The 18838-nt window shown below is 69.7% G+C and carries 13 protein-coding genes and 1 pseudogene; 6 read left to right on the top strand and 8 right to left on the bottom strand.

Annotated elements, in window-relative coordinates:
- Positions 1-27: 27 nt before the first annotated feature.
- On the bottom strand, positions 28-2022 hold the full coding sequence (locus tag ACN28I_RS29485) for a hypothetical protein (protein WP_420945252.1): 1995 nt from the start codon (positions 2020-2022) through the stop codon (positions 28-30).
- 597 nt (positions 2023-2619) lie between these two features.
- Here ACN28I_RS29485 and ACN28I_RS29480 point away from each other — a divergent pair.
- The 3 genes from ACN28I_RS29480 to ACN28I_RS29470 all read left to right on the top strand — a co-directional run bounded on the left by ACN28I_RS29480 (position 2620) and on the right by ACN28I_RS29470 (position 5495).
- A complete protein-coding gene (locus ACN28I_RS29480) occupies positions 2620-3072 on the top strand; it encodes a YdcF family protein (protein WP_420945251.1) in 453 nt (150 codons plus the stop codon).
- 125 nt (positions 3073-3197) lie between these two features.
- Positions 3198-4358 (top strand): App1 family protein, encoded by a 1161-nt coding sequence (locus ACN28I_RS29475; protein WP_420945250.1) that lies wholly within the window; start codon positions 3198-3200, stop codon positions 4356-4358.
- A gap of 135 nt (positions 4359-4493) precedes the next feature.
- Positions 4494-5495, top strand: coding sequence for a hypothetical protein (locus ACN28I_RS29470; RefSeq protein WP_420945249.1), 1002 nt, complete (start codon positions 4494-4496; stop codon positions 5493-5495).
- Between the two features lie 56 nt (positions 5496-5551).
- Here the strand turns inward: ACN28I_RS29470 and ACN28I_RS29465 are convergent, their stop codons facing one another.
- From ACN28I_RS29465 to ACN28I_RS29450, 4 genes are all read right to left on the bottom strand, one after another.
- Entirely contained in the window at positions 5552-8116 is a 2565-nt protein-coding gene (locus ACN28I_RS29465) for an AAA family ATPase (protein WP_420945248.1), read from the bottom strand.
- Complete coding sequence (locus tag ACN28I_RS29460; RefSeq protein WP_420945247.1) at positions 8113-9534, bottom strand: hypothetical protein; 1422 nt, start codon at positions 9532-9534, stop codon at positions 8113-8115. Before ACN28I_RS29460 ends, ACN28I_RS29465 begins: the two co-directional genes overlap by 4 nt.
- 36 nt (positions 9535-9570) lie before the next feature.
- Positions 9571-10386 carry a RelA/SpoT domain-containing protein gene (locus ACN28I_RS29455; RefSeq protein WP_420945246.1) on the bottom strand — a complete coding sequence of 272 codons (816 nt, stop codon included), beginning with the start codon at positions 10384-10386 and terminating at the stop codon, positions 9571-9573.
- A 713-nt stretch (positions 10387-11099) separates the two neighbouring features.
- A complete protein-coding gene (locus ACN28I_RS29450; protein ID WP_420945245.1) occupies positions 11100-12785 on the bottom strand; it encodes a hypothetical protein in 1686 nt (561 codons plus the stop codon).
- A gap of 219 nt (positions 12786-13004) precedes the next feature.
- Between ACN28I_RS29450 and ACN28I_RS29445 the strand changes: the two are divergent.
- From ACN28I_RS29445 to ACN28I_RS29435, 3 genes and pseudogenes are all read left to right on the top strand, one after another.
- Positions 13005-13994, top strand: a pseudogene (locus ACN28I_RS29445) (PAS domain S-box protein); the annotation flags it as partial.
- Positions 13995-14307: 313 nt separating this feature from the next.
- A complete protein-coding gene (locus ACN28I_RS29440; RefSeq protein ID WP_420948742.1) occupies positions 14308-15306 on the top strand; it encodes a GAF domain-containing sensor histidine kinase in 999 nt (332 codons plus the stop codon).
- Positions 15307-15363: 57 nt separating this feature from the next.
- On the top strand, positions 15364-16107 hold the full coding sequence (locus tag ACN28I_RS29435) for a hypothetical protein (protein ID WP_420945244.1): 744 nt from the start codon (positions 15364-15366) through the stop codon (positions 16105-16107).
- A gap of 110 nt (positions 16108-16217) precedes the next feature.
- Here the strand turns inward: ACN28I_RS29435 and ACN28I_RS29430 are convergent, their stop codons facing one another.
- The 3 genes from ACN28I_RS29430 to ACN28I_RS29420 form a co-directional block, all read right to left on the bottom strand.
- A complete protein-coding gene (locus ACN28I_RS29430) occupies positions 16218-16871 on the bottom strand; it encodes a DUF4276 family protein (RefSeq protein WP_420945243.1) in 654 nt (217 codons plus the stop codon).
- A 2-nt stretch (positions 16872-16873) separates the two neighbouring features.
- Complete coding sequence (locus ACN28I_RS29425; protein ID WP_420945242.1) at positions 16874-17806, bottom strand: AAA family ATPase; 933 nt, start codon at positions 17804-17806, stop codon at positions 16874-16876.
- A gap of 65 nt (positions 17807-17871) precedes the next feature.
- The gene (locus ACN28I_RS29420) at positions 17872-18807 is read right to left on the bottom strand and encodes an MBL fold metallo-hydrolase (RefSeq protein WP_420945241.1); all 936 of its coding nucleotides are present in this window, start codon (positions 18805-18807) and stop codon (positions 17872-17874) included.
- Positions 18808-18838: the final 31 nt, after the last annotated feature.

The raw sequence follows: 18838 nt of genomic DNA, 5'->3' as shown, positions 1-18838 counted from the left end.
AGCCCGGCAGGGCCCGGCACACCGTGCTCACTCGGTGGGCAGGCTGTCCGGGCCTCGCTGCCACCGGGGCCGCAGCTCGTGAGTCACCGTGCCCGGCTCCGGCACCCACAGCTCCTCCACGTGCACCTCCACCGGCCTGGCGCGCGCGTCCCTCACCGCCAGCAGCGTGTAGAGGCCCGGTGGGATCAGCCGGAAGATGTAGCCCTCGCGCTCGCCCCCGCCGGACTCGTACATGGCCGAGTGGGCCCGCGCCTCGGCTTCCAGGAACGCCGCGCGCGTGAGCGGCGGCCCCAGCGTGCCGGGCACCAGCAGCAGCCGGCCCACCGGGCCCGAGGGGCTCCGCACCCGCACGAGCGCCCCCTCGCCGGGCGCATCGAAGTCCACCGTCACCGTCCCCCGCGCCGCGACCTCCACCCACCGCGAGCCATGGCTGGGCAGCGTGCGGTTCTCGAAGACGTGCAGCTCCACCTGCACGGCGTAGCGCCCCGCCTCCAGCGCACACGTGCGGTACCGGCCGTCCCGGATGTCCGCGAAGGCCGCGCGCCCGCCCTCCGCCGTGCGCACCTCCACCCGGCCGTGCCCCGACACCTCGCCGCCCACGCTCACCGCCCCCTCCACCCGGGCCCCCGGCCTCAGGGCCACGGTGAGCTCGCCCTGCCTCGCTCCCAGCGGCTCCCACGTCCCCAGGTAGCCGCAGTGCTCCACCCGCACCACCCTCGGCCGCTCCTCCACCGCCGGCAGGCGCACCACGCCCTCTGCGTCCGTCAGCCGCATCTTCTCGCGCTGCCAGTGCCTGGGCGCCCCGGACGGGTAGAGCAGCGAGGTGTCACTCCCCGCCCCGGTGTCGGCCGGGTCCCTCACGTCCACGAAGGCCCCCTCCACCGGCCGCCCGGTGTCCGCGTCCACCACCCGCAGCCGCACCTCGCGCCCGGTCTCCAGCACCACCTCGCCCAGGTCCACGTCCACGCCCTCCTGGAAGCGCACCTCGCGCCGGGTGCTGGCCAGTCCCGGGGCGCTGAAGACGAGCACCCCCCTCCCGTCGCGCAGGATGGACAGCCCGAAGGCGCCCTGCTCGTCCTCGTACGGGTCGCCGTCGAGGGTGAAGCGGGTGACGGGCGAGCCGTCCGCCCGCACCACCCGGCCGTGCATCCGGGCCAGGGCCTTCATCACCAGGCGCACCTCGCCGGCTCCGGGGGTGGTGAGCACTCCGGGCCTGCCCTCGAACGTGCGCACCGGGCCCGGGGTGGCCCGCTCGTCCAGGGCGTACCCGCTCCGGGACGCGCCCACCAGCAGGGGCCCCGGGGGCAGCCGCTCCAGGGTGAAGCGGCCGCTGCCCCCGGTGTACCGGGACAGCGAGGTGCCGGAGCGCCACTCGCGGCGGGCCCGGAAGGAGAAGGGCTGCAGGTCTCCCTCGCCGAAGGCGGACTCCAGCAGCGAGGCGGGCGCGGCGCGCACCTCGGCGAAGATGACCGGCTGCCCCCGCCCGTCCACCACCACGCCCGACAGCTTCGGGGCCGGAGCGAAGCGCAGCACCACGGACGTGCGCCGCCCGTCCACCAGCTCCACCTCCGCGCCCACGGTGCGCAGCGGCTCGTCCTCGGGCGTCGCGGCCGCCACCCGGCGCTTCCCGGGCTCGAGCGCCTCGAGCAGGGCCTTGCCGGCGCGGTCCGTGTGGCCGGGCCGGGAGCTGGGGAGCAACTGCACCTCGGAGCCGGCCAGGGGCAGGCCGTCCTCGTCCAGCACGGTGACCTCGAGCGAGGCGCCGCGGCGCAGCACCAGCCGGGCCTCCCGCGCCGGGAGCGTCACGGGCAGCGCGGTCATGCGGAAGGCGGGGTGGTGGACGGTGACGCGGTGGGCGCCGGGCCGCCGCGCCTCCAGGAGGAACGTCCCGTCCTCGCCGGAGGCGGTGTCGTGGACGTGGGTGCTCCGTTCGTCCGGGGCCAGGTCCCCGGTCCGCCCGGGGTCGAGCTGGTACAGGTGGAGCTGCGCTCCGGCCACGGGGCGGCCGCTCTCGTCCACCACGGTGCCTTCCAGGGCCGAGGCCTCGAGCGGTTCGTCCCCGGTGGGTGTCCCGGAGCCCGGGGTGGGCTCGTGCGGCCCGGGGTGGGCCGCCGGAGGGAGGGCAGCGGTGTGGGGCGCGCGCCAGGCGCCACGCCCCGCGGGCCCCGGCGGGGCAGGAGTCTCGGGCGGCGCGTTCCCGGGCCTCCAGAGGAGACCGGCTCCCGCCACCAGCAACAGGAGCGCCGCGAGGGTGAGAAGGCGTGGAAGCAGGGGGGAGCGGAGGACCGGAGGCGGGAGGGTCATTCCAGAGGTGGGGCGGGAGAAGGTGACGTACCCGGTCCACCGTAGCAGAAGTAGGGCTCCCGTCACCCCCTTCCGAGGTCACCCGGAGCACGCCCGCCCGCCGGACACGCGGCCACCAATGGCGTAGCCTGCGCGCGATGCCTCCGCTTGCTCTCCGGAAGGGGCCCGGTGCCTTCCGCAAATGGCTCTTCGTGGGCCTGGGTGTGGCCACCTTCGGCCTCTATGGCACCGCCTTCGTGGTGCACCGTTTCGGCCAGCACGAGCGCGCCGTCCCCGCCGATGTCCTCGTGGTGCTCGGCGCCCGCGTGCTGCCCGATGGCGAGCCCTCTCCCGCCCTTCGTGCCCGCATCGAGAAGGCCGTCGAGGCTCTACCACCAGGGTCTCGCGCCCCGGCTCCTCTTCTCCGGCGGCGTCGGCCTCCACCCTCCCTCCGAGGCCCGCGTCATGCGCGACCTCGCCGTGCGGCTCGGCGTCCCTCCCGAGGCCTGTCTCCTCGAGGAGCAGAGCCACTCCACCGAGCAGAACGCACGCTTCTCCGCGGAGCTGCTGCGCTCGCTCGGCGCCCGGCGCGTGGTGGTCGTCTCGGACCCCTACCACCTCCTGCGCGCCCGCCAGTACTTCCGGCTCCACGGCTTCGAGGTGGCCACCAGCCCCGCCTTCCTCACCGAGCGCAACATGCGTCTCTTCGACTGCTTCTACTGGACGCTGCGCGAGGCCGCCGCCCTGCTCCTCCATCCGCACGTGCTCCTCGCGCGCAAACCCTCCTGAGCCTCCCTGCTGGTGGTCGTGGGTGGCCTCGTCTCCAAGCTCTTCGGTGGGAAGAAGACGGAATAGGCGCCTCCCCGCCAATCCGGGCCAGGAGTCCCCGAGGCCGCTGCTAGACTCCGGCGGCCATGTCCCGGAAGCCTCCCAATCCCCTCGTCCGGCTCGCCTTCCACGTCGAGCACCATGTCGAATCCTGGGGCTGGCGCGTCCGGCGCAAGCTGGGGCTGGCGCGTCCGCCTCGCATCCTGCCGTACCGGGGTTACGGCTCGGCCCGCCAGTCCGTCATCAAGGCGCGCGTGCTGGAGAACCGGCATGTGCGCCCGCCCTGGAAGCGCCACACGCTGCTGGGCAGCGCCGTCGCCTCGTGGAAGCGCTACATGACGGTGGAGATTCCCCGGGCGCGCGTCCTGGTGCGCTGGGGGGACCACCGCTGGGAGGGCACCACCGACGAGGAGGGCTTCCTCGAGCTGTGGGTGGAGCCGCCCCCCGGGGCCAGGCCCGGTTGGAACGACGTGGAGCTGGAGCTGCTGTCGCCCTCGCCGCAGGGGGTGGAGCGCGTGCGGGCCCCCGTGCTGCTGGCCGGTCCTGAGGCCCAGTTCGGCGTCATCAGCGACATCGACGACACCGTCATCGTCACCAACGTCACCAACTTCCTCAAGCGCGCCTGGGCGCTCTTCCTCACCGAGCACCGCACCCGGCTGCCCTTCGAGGGCGTGGATGCCTTCTACGAGGCGCTCCACCAGGGCAGCTCCGGCTCGGCGGGCAACCCCATCTTCTATGTCTCCTCCAGCCCGTGGAACCTCTACGAGCACCTGGACGAGTTCCTCGGGCTGCACCGGATTCCCGCCGGGCCGCTGCTGCTGCGGGACTGGGGCCTGAGCCGCACCGGCTTCGCTCCCGGCGGCGGGCACGGGCACAAGCTGGAGAAGATTCGCGGGCTGATGGGCACGCTGGAGTCGCTGCCCTTCATCCTCATCGGTGACAGCGGGCAGGAGGACGCCGAGCACTACCGCACCATCGTCCGCGAGTTCCCCGGCCGCATCCGCTGCGTCTACATCCGCAACGTGTGGCACCGCCCCGGGCGCGAGAAGGAGCTGGCCTTCATCGCCGCGGACATCCGCGCCGCCGGCAGCGAGATGCTCACCGTGGACGACACCGTGACGGCCGCCCGCCACGCCGCGAGCCAGGGCTGGATTCGCTGGCAGGAGGTGGCCGAGGTCCAGGCCCACCAGGCCGAGGACGTCCAGGCCCGCACCCTGCTCGACAAGCTGGACCGCGAGCACGGCTGAGCCTCGCGTCCGCCTCGGGGGAGGGGGATGCCCATCCCATGAGAGGGGCTTCCAGTATCATGGTGTTTCTCTCATGTTGCTTGAATTCCACGAATCCCCATGTCACATCCATCCTCCCCCCCAACCCCGAGGACGATGATGATGGGTCTCAAGTGGATGAAGGCGCTGGCCGTGATGCCCATGGCGGTGCTGGCCGCCTGTGGTGGTGACGTGGCCGGGACGGAGCAGGCGGAGGAGACAGGCGAGAACACCCAGGGCGTGCTGTACGCGCCGCCGCCGCCCGCCAGCGGCAACATCCTGGACTCCACCACGTACCTGGGGCCGGTGAACCTGGGCAGCGCGGTGCAGACGTACTTCACCACCAATCCCCAGCACTACTCCTTCAAGGTGCAGGTGCCGGCCAGCTCGCAGATCATCCTCGAGGTGACGCACGCGGGCAGCTCCATGTACCTGGACACGGGCCTCTTCGTGTACGGGCCGAAGAACGCGTCCGGCAGCTACGGCACCACGGTGCTGGCCCAGGACGACGACGCCGGTTACGGCCAGCTCAGCAAGCTGCCCGCGGTGAACGTGGTGCAGGGCGGCGAGTACCTCGTGGTGGTGAGCTCGGGCAATGGCTCGGGCAAGCAGTTCCGGCTGCAGACCAACTGCGTGGCGGGGGCGTGCCTGCCGCCGTCGACGCTGCCCCCGGCTCCGGTGGGCTACCAGCTCACGTTGACGGAACAGGCCATCACCTCGCAGCTCAGCGCGACGCTGGCCACCGGCGAGGCCGAGCGTGACTGGACGACGGCCTCGGTGCGCCGGCTCGACTTCGCCTGGCCGTACTCGGGTGCGGCCACCCTGGCCCAGGCGGACGCGGCGGTGCTGGGCTTCCAGGAGTACGAGTCCTACGGCTACTCCGCGGGCACCGCGCTCACCTATCCCCAGCTCAATGACTATCTGTACTCGGAGTTCCAGCCGCTGCACCCGCAAATCCTCTCCACCTATGGCAATGGGTGGGAGAACGTGCAGGTGATGACGCACTACTACTCGCGCGCGGTGGCGCCGGGCGCGGATGGCTGGTTCCGCCTCAACGTCATCCTCTTCCCCCAGTCGAAGAAGATCATCGTGCTCGAGCAGATCGGCTACGAGACCTGAGCCACATTGCTACCCATGGGAACGGTTGAGCGCCGGTGGGAGCCGTCGCTTCGCCGTCAGCCCAATTTCGACAGCAGGAACTTGAACAACTCCCGAAGCTCGGCGGGCACACGTCCGAGCTTCTGTCTCAATCGAGGGCGTTCTTCAGGGGTCAGCGCCGTGGCGATTTCCAGCAGCTCCGCTACCTTGAGATGGAGACGGAGCTGCTGTTTGTGTTCGGACGCTAGAGGGGTCTCCAGTAATTTTTTCAGCCATACGGCCAGTTCCTGGGGGGAAGAGTTCAAGAAGAATACTGTCGGGTTTTTCAGGAAGCTCAGGGCAGCTCCAGGCGTCACTTTGCTCATCATGGGCCCGTAGATGCGCCACATGTTATCGGAAGGGAGAGATCTTCCTTGCCTTTCCGCTTCAGCAAACTCACGCAGAGCTGTGAAGAAGCTGAAGAATTCGGGTGGCTCGTCGGAGAGCAGTTCACGAGATTGATCGAACCAGTCATCAAGGGCGCCCAGCCGGTCGTTGAGAGGGAGCCGACCATCCGCAGCTTGGAATACGATGAGTCTGAGTCTTGCAAGGGCCGAATCTCTGCGGAGTTGCCGATCAAGGCCCTTTTCATCCATTCGCACCAACTCCTGAAGAGCCTTCTCCTCTTCGTGCTGTTGCCCCATGTCACCGAAGGCCAGTGAACGCCACATGAGCGCTTGGTGGATGAGCCCTTTGATATGGTTTGAGGAGCCCTTTCTGGCTTCTTCCAGAAAGTGAGTGCTGGCATCAATTGTCTCTTCAAGGCGGCCTAGTCTATACAAAAGTCCCACACGGAATATCAATGCGGACAAGAAAAGTAGGTTCGACATCCTGGACTGATGAACTTCAGGTACAGAAAGGATGATGTCTGCCTGCCCCAACGCATCATCAATGCGATTGAGTTTCTCGAGTTCGTCAACCAGGAACACACGCGTGTAAGCCGCTAGATGGCGGACCCATGTGTTGTGGCTGGATCCAAAGCTATCCGCGAGCAGCCCGATGAGAGCGACATGTTGAGCCCCCTCTTCGTGAGTTGCTTGTTGGACTTCCTGGATGAGGAAGTCGGCGGACTCGAAAGCCGTCTGTTCCGGCATGGGCTCTTGGGAAGCAATGGCTTTCTCAAGAGCCTCGCGTGCCTTGTCTGCCTTATTAGAGACCGCCAGAGCAATGGCATCAGAGAGGGCTCGTTGGAGGAATGGAGCCAGAGTCGGAGAGGAGCTGGAATTAGTGGCGCGTTCCACTGCTTGACGGCACTCCTCCCAGAGACGCTGCCGCTCCAGCCGTCCTCGTTCGGAATTGGCCAACCGGACCGCTGCTTCGATTTGCAGCAGGGTGAGCTTCGCGGTGTGCCCACCCTTGGCCCCCTGCTGGGTGAGTCGCTGTTGCATGGCCTCTGCCACGCTCTGCAGTTCATTGGGGTCGTACCAGTAGGCGAGGAATCGGACGAGAGGTTCCAGGAGGAACCGGCCCTTGCGGTACTGGTACCAGATACGGAAGAGGCCCTCGCTGAGTCCGTACAGCGTTCCCTTGCCGCCTGTGCCCTCCACGGCTTCCACATGTCCCTCCTGCTCCAGCCGGGACACGTGGGTGGACAGGGACTTCTCCGGTAGCAGGCTCTTCTCGGAGATTTCCTTGAGGGTGAGGTTCTGGTCGGCAAGCGCCAAGGTGGTGACGATGGAGCGCTCGCGCGGTGCGAGCCGTGACAGGCGGGCCTCGAAATAGGCCGTCTGTGCATCCAGGAAGACCCGCAGGTCCTCCACGAGGGGTTGGATGCCCTCCTTGTCGCGCAGAACTTCGAAAGCCATGATCGCCGAGCGCGGCAGGCCTCCCGTGAGTTGATGGATGATCCGCTGCTTCAACTCGGCGTCCGGACCTTCTCCGAGCAGTTCCTTGCGGCCCGTGATCTGCGTCAGCTTGGAGAAGAGGGCCCCCACTTCCTCCACCTGCAGTGGGTTGAGCCTCCGCTCCTTGAGGTGGGCGAAGAGCGGTGCCTTGGGGTCGCTCAGTTCCTTCAGGTGCCGGGTGGGCGTGGTGCTGATGAAGAGGAAGCGCTGGTTGCCGAGCAGCAGGGAGCGCAACTGCCGCGTCTGGGCCGTGCGCTGTTTGGGTGCGAAGCTCTCGAAGAGCGCGTCCAGGTTCTCCATCAGCACGAGCAGGATGCGCTCCTGGCGCTCCGCTTCGTCCGTCAAGAGGGCCGCCAGCTCCTCGAAGAGCGTGTCCTCGTCGCCGGTACCCTCCAACGTGCGGAGTTCCTCCGCGAGCTTCGCACCCGGTACCGCCTCCACCAGCCGCTCGGCGATGCGCATCAAGAGCGTTGCCGGCGAATAGACCTCGTAGACATCCGCCTCGCCCAGCCACAGTGGGCGGTAGACTTTGGATAAGGCGGGGTCGGTGCTGATGCGGTGATGGATGATGCCGGTGAGGTGCGTCTTGCCGATGCCTCTTGGGCCCCGGAGCAACCAGTGTTGCCGGGTCGGGGCCTCCACCTGTTCGCGCAGGCTGTCGAGGATCTCCTTCAGCAGGGGCTCCCGCCCCGTCAGCATCGCTTCGAGCTGCTCGGGATGGGTATCCCGCGGATTGTAGAGAGAAACCTTCTCGCTCATGCGCCTGCGCCTCCATGGGTCCGCCAGTAGCGGCGGAAGAGGCGTGAGGCCAACTCCACGCGCTCTCCCTCTACATTCAAGGGGAAGTGCTCCACCAACCAGCTGAAGTTCGCGGCCTGCTCTGCCGGTTCTCGGCCGAGAACTGCCTTCACATCGGACACATCGAGCGGCCCACTGGCTCGCGCCAACCGGTCAAGCGCTTCCTCCACTGCCTCCGCGCTTCGGGGCTCCTGCTGGGCCAGTTGCTTGAGTTGCTCTTCCAATTCGGCGAAGGCGTCAGTGCTGGCGAGGTCGTCCACTAACTCCTGTTCCAGTCGCTCGGGCGAGAGCGGCCGATCATGGGCTACGGAGGTGAGCTGTCCCAGGAATCGCATCGCGGGGTAGGGCATGGCCAAGTCGACGCTCTCCACGAGCCAGGTGAGATCCCCTTGTTGGAGCACCAGACCCGTCCCGAGCAGCACCCGGCGCAGGTTGAGCACGAGCCGCGATTTGGCCAGCGGGGGAAGAGGGAAGCGGTGCAGCTTGCCGAACAGGCCCGGGAGCCGGATGCCGAGCTGATCGCGCGCGACCCGTTCCACATCCAGCGAGCCCGCGATGACGAGCCGCGCACGCGTCTTCACCAACGCCTCTCCGAGCGTCTCCAGCAGCGCGTACGCCATCTCTCCTTCGAGGTGCTCGAGGAACCAGGCCAGCTCGTCCAGGATGAGCACGAGTGGACCGGGGCCCCGCGCCAGCGCCTCCATGGCCTCGGGCAGCACCACCCGCCAACCCCGGCTCCGCACCTGCTTCAGCGCCTCGATGAACCGTTGGGAAGAGGCGCGCGCCAGCAGCTCAGCCGTGAGCGCCTCGGCGTTCCGGAACTTCTCGACGTCGAGCAGCACAGGATGGAACCGTGGGGTGAGCTGCTCCGCCAGCCTATGCAACACCGAGGTCTTTCCGGAGCGCCGGGGAGCAACGAGCAGGACGTGCTGGCCCTCGTCCAGCAGTCGTTGAAGTGCCGCCAGTTCGTCCTCCCGGTCCAGGAAGTCGACTCCCTTGGCCACGCTGCCCTCCGTCCGGGTCGCGCTGGGGAAGCGCACCTTCTCGGCCTCACCCAGTTGGGAGATGGCTGGAGCGAGCAGGGCGCGCAGCTCCGGCCGGGACAGCCCGTGGAACTCGGCGACCTCGAACCGGGTCACACGGGCTGAATCGAGACGCGCGTCCACCGCCGTCAGCTCGAGCTGATTGGCCACGGTATGCCAGTGGAAGCGGTCATCCCCAGCGATCAATTCCTGGCAGGTGCTCTCGATATCTCGCAGGGGCGCGATGTCCGCGGCTCCCTCGACGAGGAAGAGAATGCTGGCGTTGCGCCGGGGGTTGTCCCGGTCGAAGAAGGCCAGCAGGGTTCCGGTCCTGAGGGATTCGTTGCGAAGGCGCATGAGGATGTTCCTGGCCGAGGGGGCTCACTCCGGCTCTCAGCCGACGCGCTCGTCCTGCCGCGTGCTGGCCTGCTTGAGCTGATCGAAGGCGCGGTCGGTGAGGTACAGCTGCTCGCTGAGGCTGAAGCTGAGCTGCTCATGCTCCTCGTCCACCGGGTAGCCCGCGCGCCGCCGTTCATAGATGAGGAAGTGATCCTTCTTGTCCCAGGCTTCCTGGAGCACGGTGAGGATCTGTACCTCGACACGGCGGGTGTGGTGCTCGGGCGCCTTGGGGGAGAAGAGCCCCTTCCGGCAGCGCTCCCCGCTCGTGCGTTTCCGCGGGTGCACTTTGATCAGATCCTCGAAGCGGTTGGCTTGGAGCCTGAACTCCTGGCGCAAGGTCTGTTGCTGTGAGGAGAGGCGAGTCCGTTGCCGGGTGTCGAAGGGCTCCTCGAGGTGCTGGCAGATCCACGCCACGTCAGACAGGAAGTTGGTGACGATGCGGAAGCGGCCCAGGTCATTCAGCTCGTCGAGGTTGTTGAAGCCGATGGGGGGCGCATGGGAAGGGTTCTCCCATCGGCGGGCCATCTTCTCCAGGATGCTCTCCGGCGTCTTGAGCACGTGCCGGTCGTCAATCCGGTAGAGCAAGCGGCTCCGTTCGGTGGGCGGCAGTCCCTGCTGCAGGCTGGACAGGATGGGATCGATCCGGGCGATGAGCGCCGTGGCGACTGCCCGGTAGACGGCGGTCTCCTGCTCAAGCCACCGCCGGACATACGCGAGCCGCTCCTCCCAGCGATGGGGCACCGTTCCTTCCCAAGGAAAGTGCTCGTCCACCAAGAGGGTGACCTTCTTGCGCACGGGTTCCGGGAACATGCCGCTCTCCACAACAAGCTTGTTGGGCAACAACCTAGTTGTCCAACAAGCTTGTTGTCAAGGAGAGGGGCAGTCACGCTGGTGGCCGAGGGACACCCTCAGACGCTCGTCTCAAGGCCCACCGGGCAATCCTACATACCGCAAAGGTCGCTGACGTAACAAGTTGGGCTGGGCAATGCTGTGCCTTTCACCGGCAGTCGGAGTCCGCCTCGTCCGCGCGGCCGTCCGCGTCGTCGTCCGCGCCGTTGGCACAGCGGCCCGTCTCCCGGGGCACGTACTCGGTGATGTGCAGGGTGTAGCGGATGGGCCAGGCCCCGTCCTCGCTGGCCGGGCCGTCCACCACCACCAGCACCCGCTGCCCCTTCTCCAACGTCAGCTTCACCACCGGCGCGCCCGTCTTCCCCGCCGAGCGGCTCGCCGAGCAGCCCAGCTCCAGGCCCCGGCACCCCGTCAGCACGTACAGCGCGTTGCCGTAGCTGCTGCCCACCGTGTCGAAGACGAAGGTGCCGCTCTTCGGTGCCGTCCACAGGTGCGCCCGGTCATGCTGCAGCACCGCGCCGCACGTCCCCTGGAAGCCGTCTCCCGCCTGCGCCGTGTCCCCGGAGAACGTCACCGGCAGCGCGCTGCCCAGGTCCGTGTCCGCGCACCCGCGCCCGTCGCACAAGGGCTCGGCCTGGCAGTCCGTGTCCGCGCAGTCCACCCACCGGTCCCCGTCATTGTCCGCCCCGTCGAAGCAGTGCCCCGCCTCGGTGGCCGACTGCTCGTGGATGTGCAGCTCGAAGTCTCCCTTGCTGAAGCTGCTCCCCCAGGTGGCGCCGTCCACCACCACCAGCACCCGCTGGCCCGCCTCCAGCGTCGCCGACACCCGCGCGCCTCCGCCGTAGCTGATGCCGTCCGTGGCGCACGCGAGCCTCCTCGCCCGCGCAGCCGTCCCGCCGCAGGCTCAGCAGCGAGTCCATCGCCGAGCGCGCCGTGTCGAAGGTGAAGGTGCCGCTCCTGGGCGCCGTCCACAGCAGGGCCCGGTCCGGCGAGCCCCAGCCGCCACACGAGGACTGGTGGTCCTGGCTGGCCCACACCGTGCTGTCCTTCAGCCGCACCGGCAGCGCGCTGCCCAGGTCCCGGTCCACGCACACCGGCGGGGGACGGTGGCACACGTTGGCCACGCCCCCTCCACCACACGTCTCCCCCGCCGGGCAGGTGCCACAGTCGAGCATCCCGCCGCACCCGTCCGTCACCGTGCCGCAGTTCTTCCCCAGGAAGGCGCACGAGTAGGGCTGGCAGGCGGGCGCCGCGCAGACGTTGGGCACGCCGCGGCCGCCGCACGTCCCGCCCGCCGGGCAGGTGCCGCAGTCCACCACCCCGCCGCACCCGTCCGGTATCGAGCCGCACTCCTTGCCCAGCTCGGCGCACGTGGCCGGCAGGCAGCGCGCGCTGCCGCACACGTTGGCCACCCCGCCTCCGCCGCACGTCTGGCCGGAGAAGCACTCGCCGCAGTCGAGCAGTCCGCCGCAGCCGTTGGAGATGGTGCCGCAGTTCTTCCCCCGCGCCGCGCACGTGGTGGGAATGCACGAGGCCGGGCCGCACACGTTGGGGCCGCCGCCGCCCCCGCAGGTCTCCCCCTCGGGGCAGGTGCCGCAGTCCAGCACCCCGCCGCACCCGTCCGGAATGGGGCCGCAATTCATCCCCAGTCCCGAGCACGTCAGGGGCGTGCACGCGGGAATGCCGCAGACGTTGGGCACGCCATCGCCGCCGCACGTCGTGCCGTCCGGGCAGGCGCCACAGTCCAGCACCCCGCCGCACCCGTCCGACAGCGTGCCGCAGTTCTTCCCCAGCTCCGCGCAGGTGAAGGGCCGGCAGGCGGCCCGGCCGCACTCGTTGGGCGCGCCCCCGCCGCCGCACGTCTCGCCGCCGGCGCAGGTGCCGCACTCCAGCACCCCGCCGCACCCGTCCTGCACGCTGCCGCAATTCTTCCCCAGGCCCGCGCACGTGGCCGGGGTGCAGTGCGCCCGGCCGCAGACGTTGGGCACGCCGCCGCCGCCACACGTCTCGTCCGCCGCGCAGGTGCCGCACTCGAGCGTGCGCCCGCACCCGTCCGGCAGGCTGCCGCAATTCTTCCGCGAGGACTCACAGGTGGCCGGGGTGCACGGCGCCGGGCCGCAGATGTTGGGCACGCCTCCGCCGCCGCACACCTCGCCCCCGGGGCAGGTGCCACAGCGCAGCACGCCGCCGCACCCGTCGATGGCCGTCCCGCACTCCAGGCCCTGCTGCTCGCACGTCCGGGGTTGGCACCCGTTGCGCGTGAGGGTGCCCGGGAGGGGCTCCGTCGTGTCCGTCCCACCACATGCCAGCCACACCGCGGCCAGGGCCCACCACCCCAGCCCCATCCAACGCCCGCCCATGCCCCGCCCTCCACCCGGCCTCCGAGTGGCCCTGGGGGTACAACCTGGGATGGCTCCCCCCGGGACGGAAGGGGCCCCCCGGTGGGAGCCGCCCGGTGATGAACGGATGGCGCCACCCCCGGGGCAGGCGCGGTGCCCGCTTTCCGACGTCTCCCTGCCCGGGAGCCCTGATTCCTACGCGTGCGCCCATGCGCCACTTTGTAGGGCTGGGTCCGGTCTATGTGGGTGAGGGGGAGGAGCTTGAGGCGTCCCTGGACTTTCGCGAGGCGCATCGCCGTGGGGTTCGCCGCCTCGCTGGGGGTAGCCCTGGCCATCGCCGCCATCACCGCGCTCGCGCTGAGCTCGGTGCTCACCGGCAGCGAGCACATCTCCGAGAGCGCCGTCCGGCACCGGGTGGCGGTGGAGCAGCTTCACCGGGCCTTCAGTGACAAGCTCGCCAGCGAGCACGGCCATGCGCTCACCGGCGAGGCGTCCCTGCTGGAGGAGGCGCGGCAGGCCCGCCTCCAGTTCCAGGCGCTGCTGCGGGTCCTGCGCTCGCACGAGGAGGGGCAGCGCGAGCGCGGCCTGTTGGACGGGCTGGCCCAGGCCGAGCAGGCGCACGAGGACGCCTACCGGGCGCTGAGGGAGGCCCAGGCGCGGGGCGTCTCGCGCGAGGAGCTGGCGGTGCACCAGGAGCGGGTGGGCGTGGCCCGCGGCCACACCTACGAGGTGCTCGACTGGTTGTCCTGGTACACCGAGGACGATTTCACCCAGCGGACGCTGCGGGCGGACCAGGCGGAGCAGCGGGCCTTCTGGCTCATCATCGCCGTGGCCACGCTGGGGTTGCTGGTGGCCATGGGGCTGGCCTGGGTGCTCACCCGCGCGCTGGGGCCCCTGCACCACCAGGCCCAGGCGAGCCAGGCGCGCTTCCGGCTGCTGGTGGAGGGGGTGAAGGACTATGCCCTCTATATGATGGATCCCGAGGGCCGGGTGGTGAGCTGGAATCCCGGCGCCGAGCGCATCCATGGCTGGCGGGCCGAGGAGATCATCGGCCGCACGGTGGACATCTTCTATTCCCCGGAGGCGCGGCAGGAGGGCCAGCCGCGCAGGGACCTGGAGCAGGCGGCGCGCGAGGGACGGCGGGAGTGGGAGGGCCTGGGGGTGCGCAAGGACGGCTCGCGCTTCTGGGCCGAGTCGCTCCTCACCGCGCTGCGCGGGGCGGACGGGCGGCTCGAGGGCTTCGCGGTGCTCACGCGCGACAGCTCGGAGCGCAAGCGCATGGAGCGCGCCCAGCACCTCTTCACCGAGGCCGAGCGGCTCTTCCTCACGGAGAAGGATCCGGACCACGCGGTGGTGGAGCTGACGCGGCTGCTCGTGCCGGAGCTGGCCGACGGGTGCCTGCTCTTCCTGCTCACGCCCGAGGACGAGCTGGAGCCGCGCGCCGTCCTCCACGTCTCGCCGGAGAAGGAGCGACTCCTCCGGGAAGCTCCTCCAGCGCAGCGGCGGGCCGAAGCCCGGGCGGCCCCACGGGGCCTGGCAGGCGCTGCGCTCGGGGAGGACCGAGCGCATCCCCGAGGTGACGCTGGAGCAGTTGAAGGAGGTGGCCGGCGGGGCGGGGGACCTGGAGCGGTTCCAGCAGCTCGAGGCCGCCTCGTTGCTGTTGGTGCCGCTGCGCGCGGCGGGGCACTCGGTGGGGGTGTTGATGCTGGTGTCGCAGCGGCCGGAGCAGCGCTTCGCGGAGACGAACCAGGTGTTCATCGAGGAGCTGGCGGGCCGGGCGGCGCTCTCGCTGGAGAACGCGCGGCTGTTGCGCGAGGCGCAGGCGGCGTTGGAGCTCATCGGCGTGGCGGCGCACGACCTGGGCAATCCCTTGCAGGCGTTGCAGTTGATGCTGGGCAAGTTGCGGCGCGCGCCCCCGTCGGACCCGGAGAAGCTGCGCGAGGTGCTCACCGCGGCGGTGCGGCACACGCAGCGGTTGGGGCGGCTGCTGCACAACCTGTTGGACCTGTCGCGGCTGTCCTCGGGGAAGCTGGACCTGGAGCTGGGGGAGGTGGACCTGGGCGAGCTGGCGCAGGAGGCGGTGGAGCGGCACGCGGAGCAGGCGGCGGAGGTGGGCAGCCGGCTGGTGCTGGAGGTGGAGCCGGGGGTGGTGGGGCGGTGGGACCGGCTGCGGCTGGAGCGGGTGCTGACGAACCTGCTGTCCAACGCCTTCAAGTATGGAAAGGGCCAGCCCATCGAGCTGCGGGTGGAGCGCACGGACGGCCATGGGAAGCTGAGCGTGCGCGACCACGGGCCGGGCATCGCCCCGGAGCAGCAGCGCGCCATCTTCGAGCGCTTCAAGAAGGCGCCGGCGACGGGGGAGAAGAAGGAGGGCTTCGGGCTGGGCCTCTACATCGTCCGGCAGCTCGTGGAGGCGCACGGAGGCAGCGTCCTGGTGGAGAGCCGGGAAGGGGAGGGCGCGGCGTTCACCGTTGAACTTCCCCTGGTGGGGGCGAGCCGGGAAGTGGACACCCGCGCCTCGCCCCCAGGGATGGTGCATTAATCCGATTGAGCGGGATTACGGGCCGGTTCACCCTGGGGGCAGTTCGCGAGGTGAGTCATGGTGAAGCTGGCCCTTCTGGGAGAGTCCTATCCGGCGCAGCTCCGGGAGAATCCGCAGGCGCTCCGGGACGTGCAGGTGGTGTGGTCGGGCACGTCGGCGGAGGCCTTCCGGGAGGAGGTACCGGGGCTGAGGCCGGACGTGCTGGCCCTGGACTTCCTGGAGCTGAACGGGGTGCAGACGGGAGTGGTGCCGGCGCTGCTGGAGGGCAGTGGGGCGCGGCACGCCATCGTCACGTACCGCTTCGCGCGGCGCGGGGTGCTGCAGCAGTACCCGGCGGGCAAGGTGCGGCTGCTGCAGGGGCCCATCTCGCTGTCGCTGCTGCGGGCGCACGTGCACCTGGCGGTGCTGGACGATCTGCTGCAGCCCCAGCCGGTGAAGGCGGCGGCGGCGGTGGCCCAGGCGCCCACGGCCTCGGCTTCCACGCCGGCGCTGCAACTGGGGGCGCCGGGCGCGGTGTCCACGGTGACGGTGCCGGCCACGCCGAAGGCCCCGCTCTACTCGCCGGAGCAGCTGGGTGTGCTGCTCGAGGTCTCCAGCGCGGTGCAGTGCGAGTGCCCCAACCACCTGTCGCAGATTGTCAGCAGCCTGCAGGCCTTCGAGGAGTACTCGAAGCACTGCGAGAACCGGAACGAGGCGGACCGGCAGGTGCACGCGCTGCTCTACCGGTACACGGCGGCGGCGCGCGCGGTGATGGAGGAGGCGCTCACCGCGCTGGTGAAGCACGAGAACATCAAGCTGTAGCCCGCGGGCCTCGGGTTGCGAGCACCCTCTCCCTCTGGGAGAGGAGCCCCCCGTCGTTCAAAGGGGGGGCAAGCCCCCCGGGGTGAGGGTCGGGCGTTTGCGCGTGCGGCTCACGCGCGAGCGGGCCCGAGCCTGCGAAGGAACTCCGCGAAAGAGGAGCAAGCGCGAGCGACCGTGTCCAGGTCGAGCTGTTGCACGAGCTGGCGGCGGAGCTCCGGGGGGTCCTGCTTGCTGGCGTGCTCATCGCACCACTGTTGGAGCAGCTCCTTGGCCTGACGGCGCCCGAGGCGCTCGGGAGGCTTGGGCGGTGAGTGCGGTCCGCGGAGGACGGACTTCACCGCCTCGGGGTCCGCGATGAGCCACGCCTCGAATTCTTGAATGGCCACGGCGGCGACGGCTTCGACCGTGAGGTGCTCGAGTGCCGAGTCGAGCTCCGCCTGCCGCTCCTCCTTGCCGTCCGCATCCACGAGCACGATGGCGAGATCGGGCCGCAGGTCCTCGTCCGCCCAGAAGAGGAGGGGACGGAGGGTGGTGCGGCTGTGGAGCATGCTCCCTCGTGCGAGCTTGCCGCGAGAGCGCAAGGGCTCCTCGAACTGGATGGCGTGAGGAGCGAGCGCGCGGGAGCGTTCGAGGCAGCGGCGCACGAGCAGGTGGGCCGCGCCCAGTTCATCCTCGGTGAGGGACGTGCCCGGGGCTCGCTGGCGGCTCGTGTCCGGGCCGGAGAGCTCGCCTGGGCCTTCGGCGTAGACGACGACACGGAACATGCTCAGGCCCCGGGAACGCCGCCCATGCCACCCGAGAGCCAGATGTTCCCGAGGGACTGGTTGTACTCCTCGTAGACGCGCCGCCAGTTGGTCGTATCAGTGGTGGCCTGATTCACCTGGACGGAGCCGTCCTGCTGCGAGCGGGTGAGGAAGCGGACCTCCTCGGGGCGGACGTAGTCGAGCAATTCGGCGGAGTGGGTGGCGAGGACGACCTGGACGGGCTTCTTGCCAATCTCACCGGTGGTCATCTTGCGCAGCATCTGGATGAGCTCATCGAGCAGATAGGGGTGCAGCGCCCGCTCGGGCTCTTCGATGGTGATGAGGCTCACTGGAGGGTTCTGGTACTGGAGCACGAGGAAGGCCAACAGCAGCATCGTGCCGTCGGAGACCTGATCGGGTGCGAGCCAGAAGTCTGGCCTCCAGCGATCCTGGAAGCGCAGCCGGTGTTGCCCCGCGGCAGTGGGCTGGAGGTCCACATCGCTGAACATCGGGACGAGCCGGCACAACTCCTTGGCGACAGCGGCCTGCTCTTGGCGCGACAGGGAGGCGAAGACGTTGGTGAGGTTGTCCCCGTTTTGAGACAGCCTCCGAGCGAGGGCCAGGACGTTTTCCCGTCGAAGCGCCGCCAGGTCGAGTGCGAGTGATTGGTACGGGTGGGCGTTTGCGCGGCTGGAATGACCAAACGGATTGTGCAGCCTGGCCTGGAGACTCAGCGGGTCGCCGACGTCGTAAACCCAGTCGACGGAGACGATCCGCGACGTGTCCTGTTGCCAGAAGTCAGACGGGCCCAAGCTTTCGCGCCCATAGGAGCGCAGCCCCTCCAGCACGGTGGTCTTCCCGGACGAGTTGGGGCCCACGAGCACCGTCAGGGGCTCGAGCGTCAGCTCCACGTCCCGCAGGGAGCGGAAGTTCTTGAAATGCACCTTGCGAATCACGGGCACACCTTAACAGCCCCGGAGCCCTGGGGCTCCAGGTCTCACCTGCCAGTGTCCCGCCGGCCTCACACCGTGGGGATGTTCGGCAGCGGCGGCTCGGGGAGCTGGACCTTCGCCTCCACCACCACCACGGTCTGGCCGCGCAGCGCCGGGTCGTAGGCGCGCGACTCCTCCTCCAGGCGCTCGAACTCCACGGCGTCGTGCGCGCAGAAGACCCGCACGTCCTGGCTGTGCAGGCGCACCAGCTCGCGCAGCCGCTCCTGGTTGAGCTTCCGCAGCCGCCCGTCCTTCTGCATCAGCTCCTGGTAGGCCAACAGGCCCGGCGTGCACCGCGGCTGGTGTGGATCCATCTCCTCGTGGAAGAAGTACGCGTCGCCCGCGTGCAGCAGCCACCTGTCGGCGAGCTGCACCGCCACGCCCGTGTGCCCCAGCGTGTGCCCCACCAGCGGCACCATCAGGATTTCCGGCGGCAGCCCCGCCAGCTCGCGCACGCACTCGAAGCCATACCAGCGCTCGCCCCCGCGCGGCGTGGGGTACGTCACCCAGTGCGGCTGCGTGCTCCACTGCCTCGGCCGGAAGCGCCGCCGGTCCAGCCACGTCGCCTGCGCCACCGCCGCTTCCGCCTCGGCCGCCATCACGTGCACCCGCGCCGCCGGGAAGTCGTCCAGCCCTCCGGCATGATCGAAGTCCAGGTGCGTCAGCACGATGTGCCGCACGTCCCCGGCCTTGAAGCCCAGGCGCTCGATCTGCCGGATCGCCGTCATCTCCTCGTTGAAGCTCGGGCGGTTCAGCGTCAGGAAGAAGGGGCTCAGCCGAGGCCTCGGGTTGCGCACGTCCTCCAGCCCGAAGCCCGTGTCCACCAGCACCAGCCCCTGCTCCGTCTCCACCAGCAGGGTGTGGCACACCAGCGCCGCCGGTACGCCCTTGGGCCGCCGACGCCCATCCATCAGCCGCCCGCCCGGTGGGCACATGGTGATGCAATTCAGATGATGGACGCGCATTCCCCGCTCCCCTTCGGCTTGGTTCGCCGCA

The organism is Archangium gephyra (assembly GCF_049060025.1).
In the GTDB taxonomy this organism is placed as follows: Bacteria; Myxococcota; Myxococcia; order Myxococcales; family Myxococcaceae; genus Archangium; species Archangium gephyra_A.
The sequence above is the reverse complement of the archived record's forward strand: the minus strand, read 5'-3'. Positions and strand labels throughout refer to the sequence as shown.

Coding starts and splice junctions, on each gene's coding strand:
- ACN28I_RS29480 (WP_420945251.1), top strand. CDS start 2,620: ATGGCGAGCCCTCTCCCGCCCTTCGTGCCCGCATCGAGAAGGCCGTCG.
- ACN28I_RS29475 (WP_420945250.1), top strand. CDS start 3,198: ATGTCCCGGAAGCCTCCCAATCCCCTCGTCCGGCTCGCCTTCCACGTC.
- ACN28I_RS29470 (WP_420945249.1), top strand. CDS start 4,494: ATGATGATGGGTCTCAAGTGGATGAAGGCGCTGGCCGTGATGCCCATG.
- ACN28I_RS29465 (WP_420945248.1), bottom strand. CDS start 8,116: ATGAGCGAGAAGGTTTCTCTCTACAATCCGCGGGATACCCATCCCGAG.
- ACN28I_RS29460 (WP_420945247.1), bottom strand. CDS start 9,534: ATGCGCCTTCGCAACGAATCCCTCAGGACCGGAACCCTGCTGGCCTTC.
- ACN28I_RS29455 (WP_420945246.1), bottom strand. CDS start 10,386: ATGTTCCCGGAACCCGTGCGCAAGAAGGTCACCCTCTTGGTGGACGAG.
- ACN28I_RS29450 (WP_420945245.1), bottom strand. CDS start 12,785: ATGGGCGGGCGTTGGATGGGGCTGGGGTGGTGGGCCCTGGCCGCGGTG.
- ACN28I_RS29435 (WP_420945244.1), top strand. CDS start 15,364: ATGGTGAAGCTGGCCCTTCTGGGAGAGTCCTATCCGGCGCAGCTCCGG.
- ACN28I_RS29430 (WP_420945243.1), bottom strand. CDS start 16,871: ATGTTCCGTGTCGTCGTCTACGCCGAAGGCCCAGGCGAGCTCTCCGGC.
- ACN28I_RS29420 (WP_420945241.1), bottom strand. CDS start 18,807: ATGCGCGTCCATCATCTGAATTGCATCACCATGTGCCCACCGGGCGGG.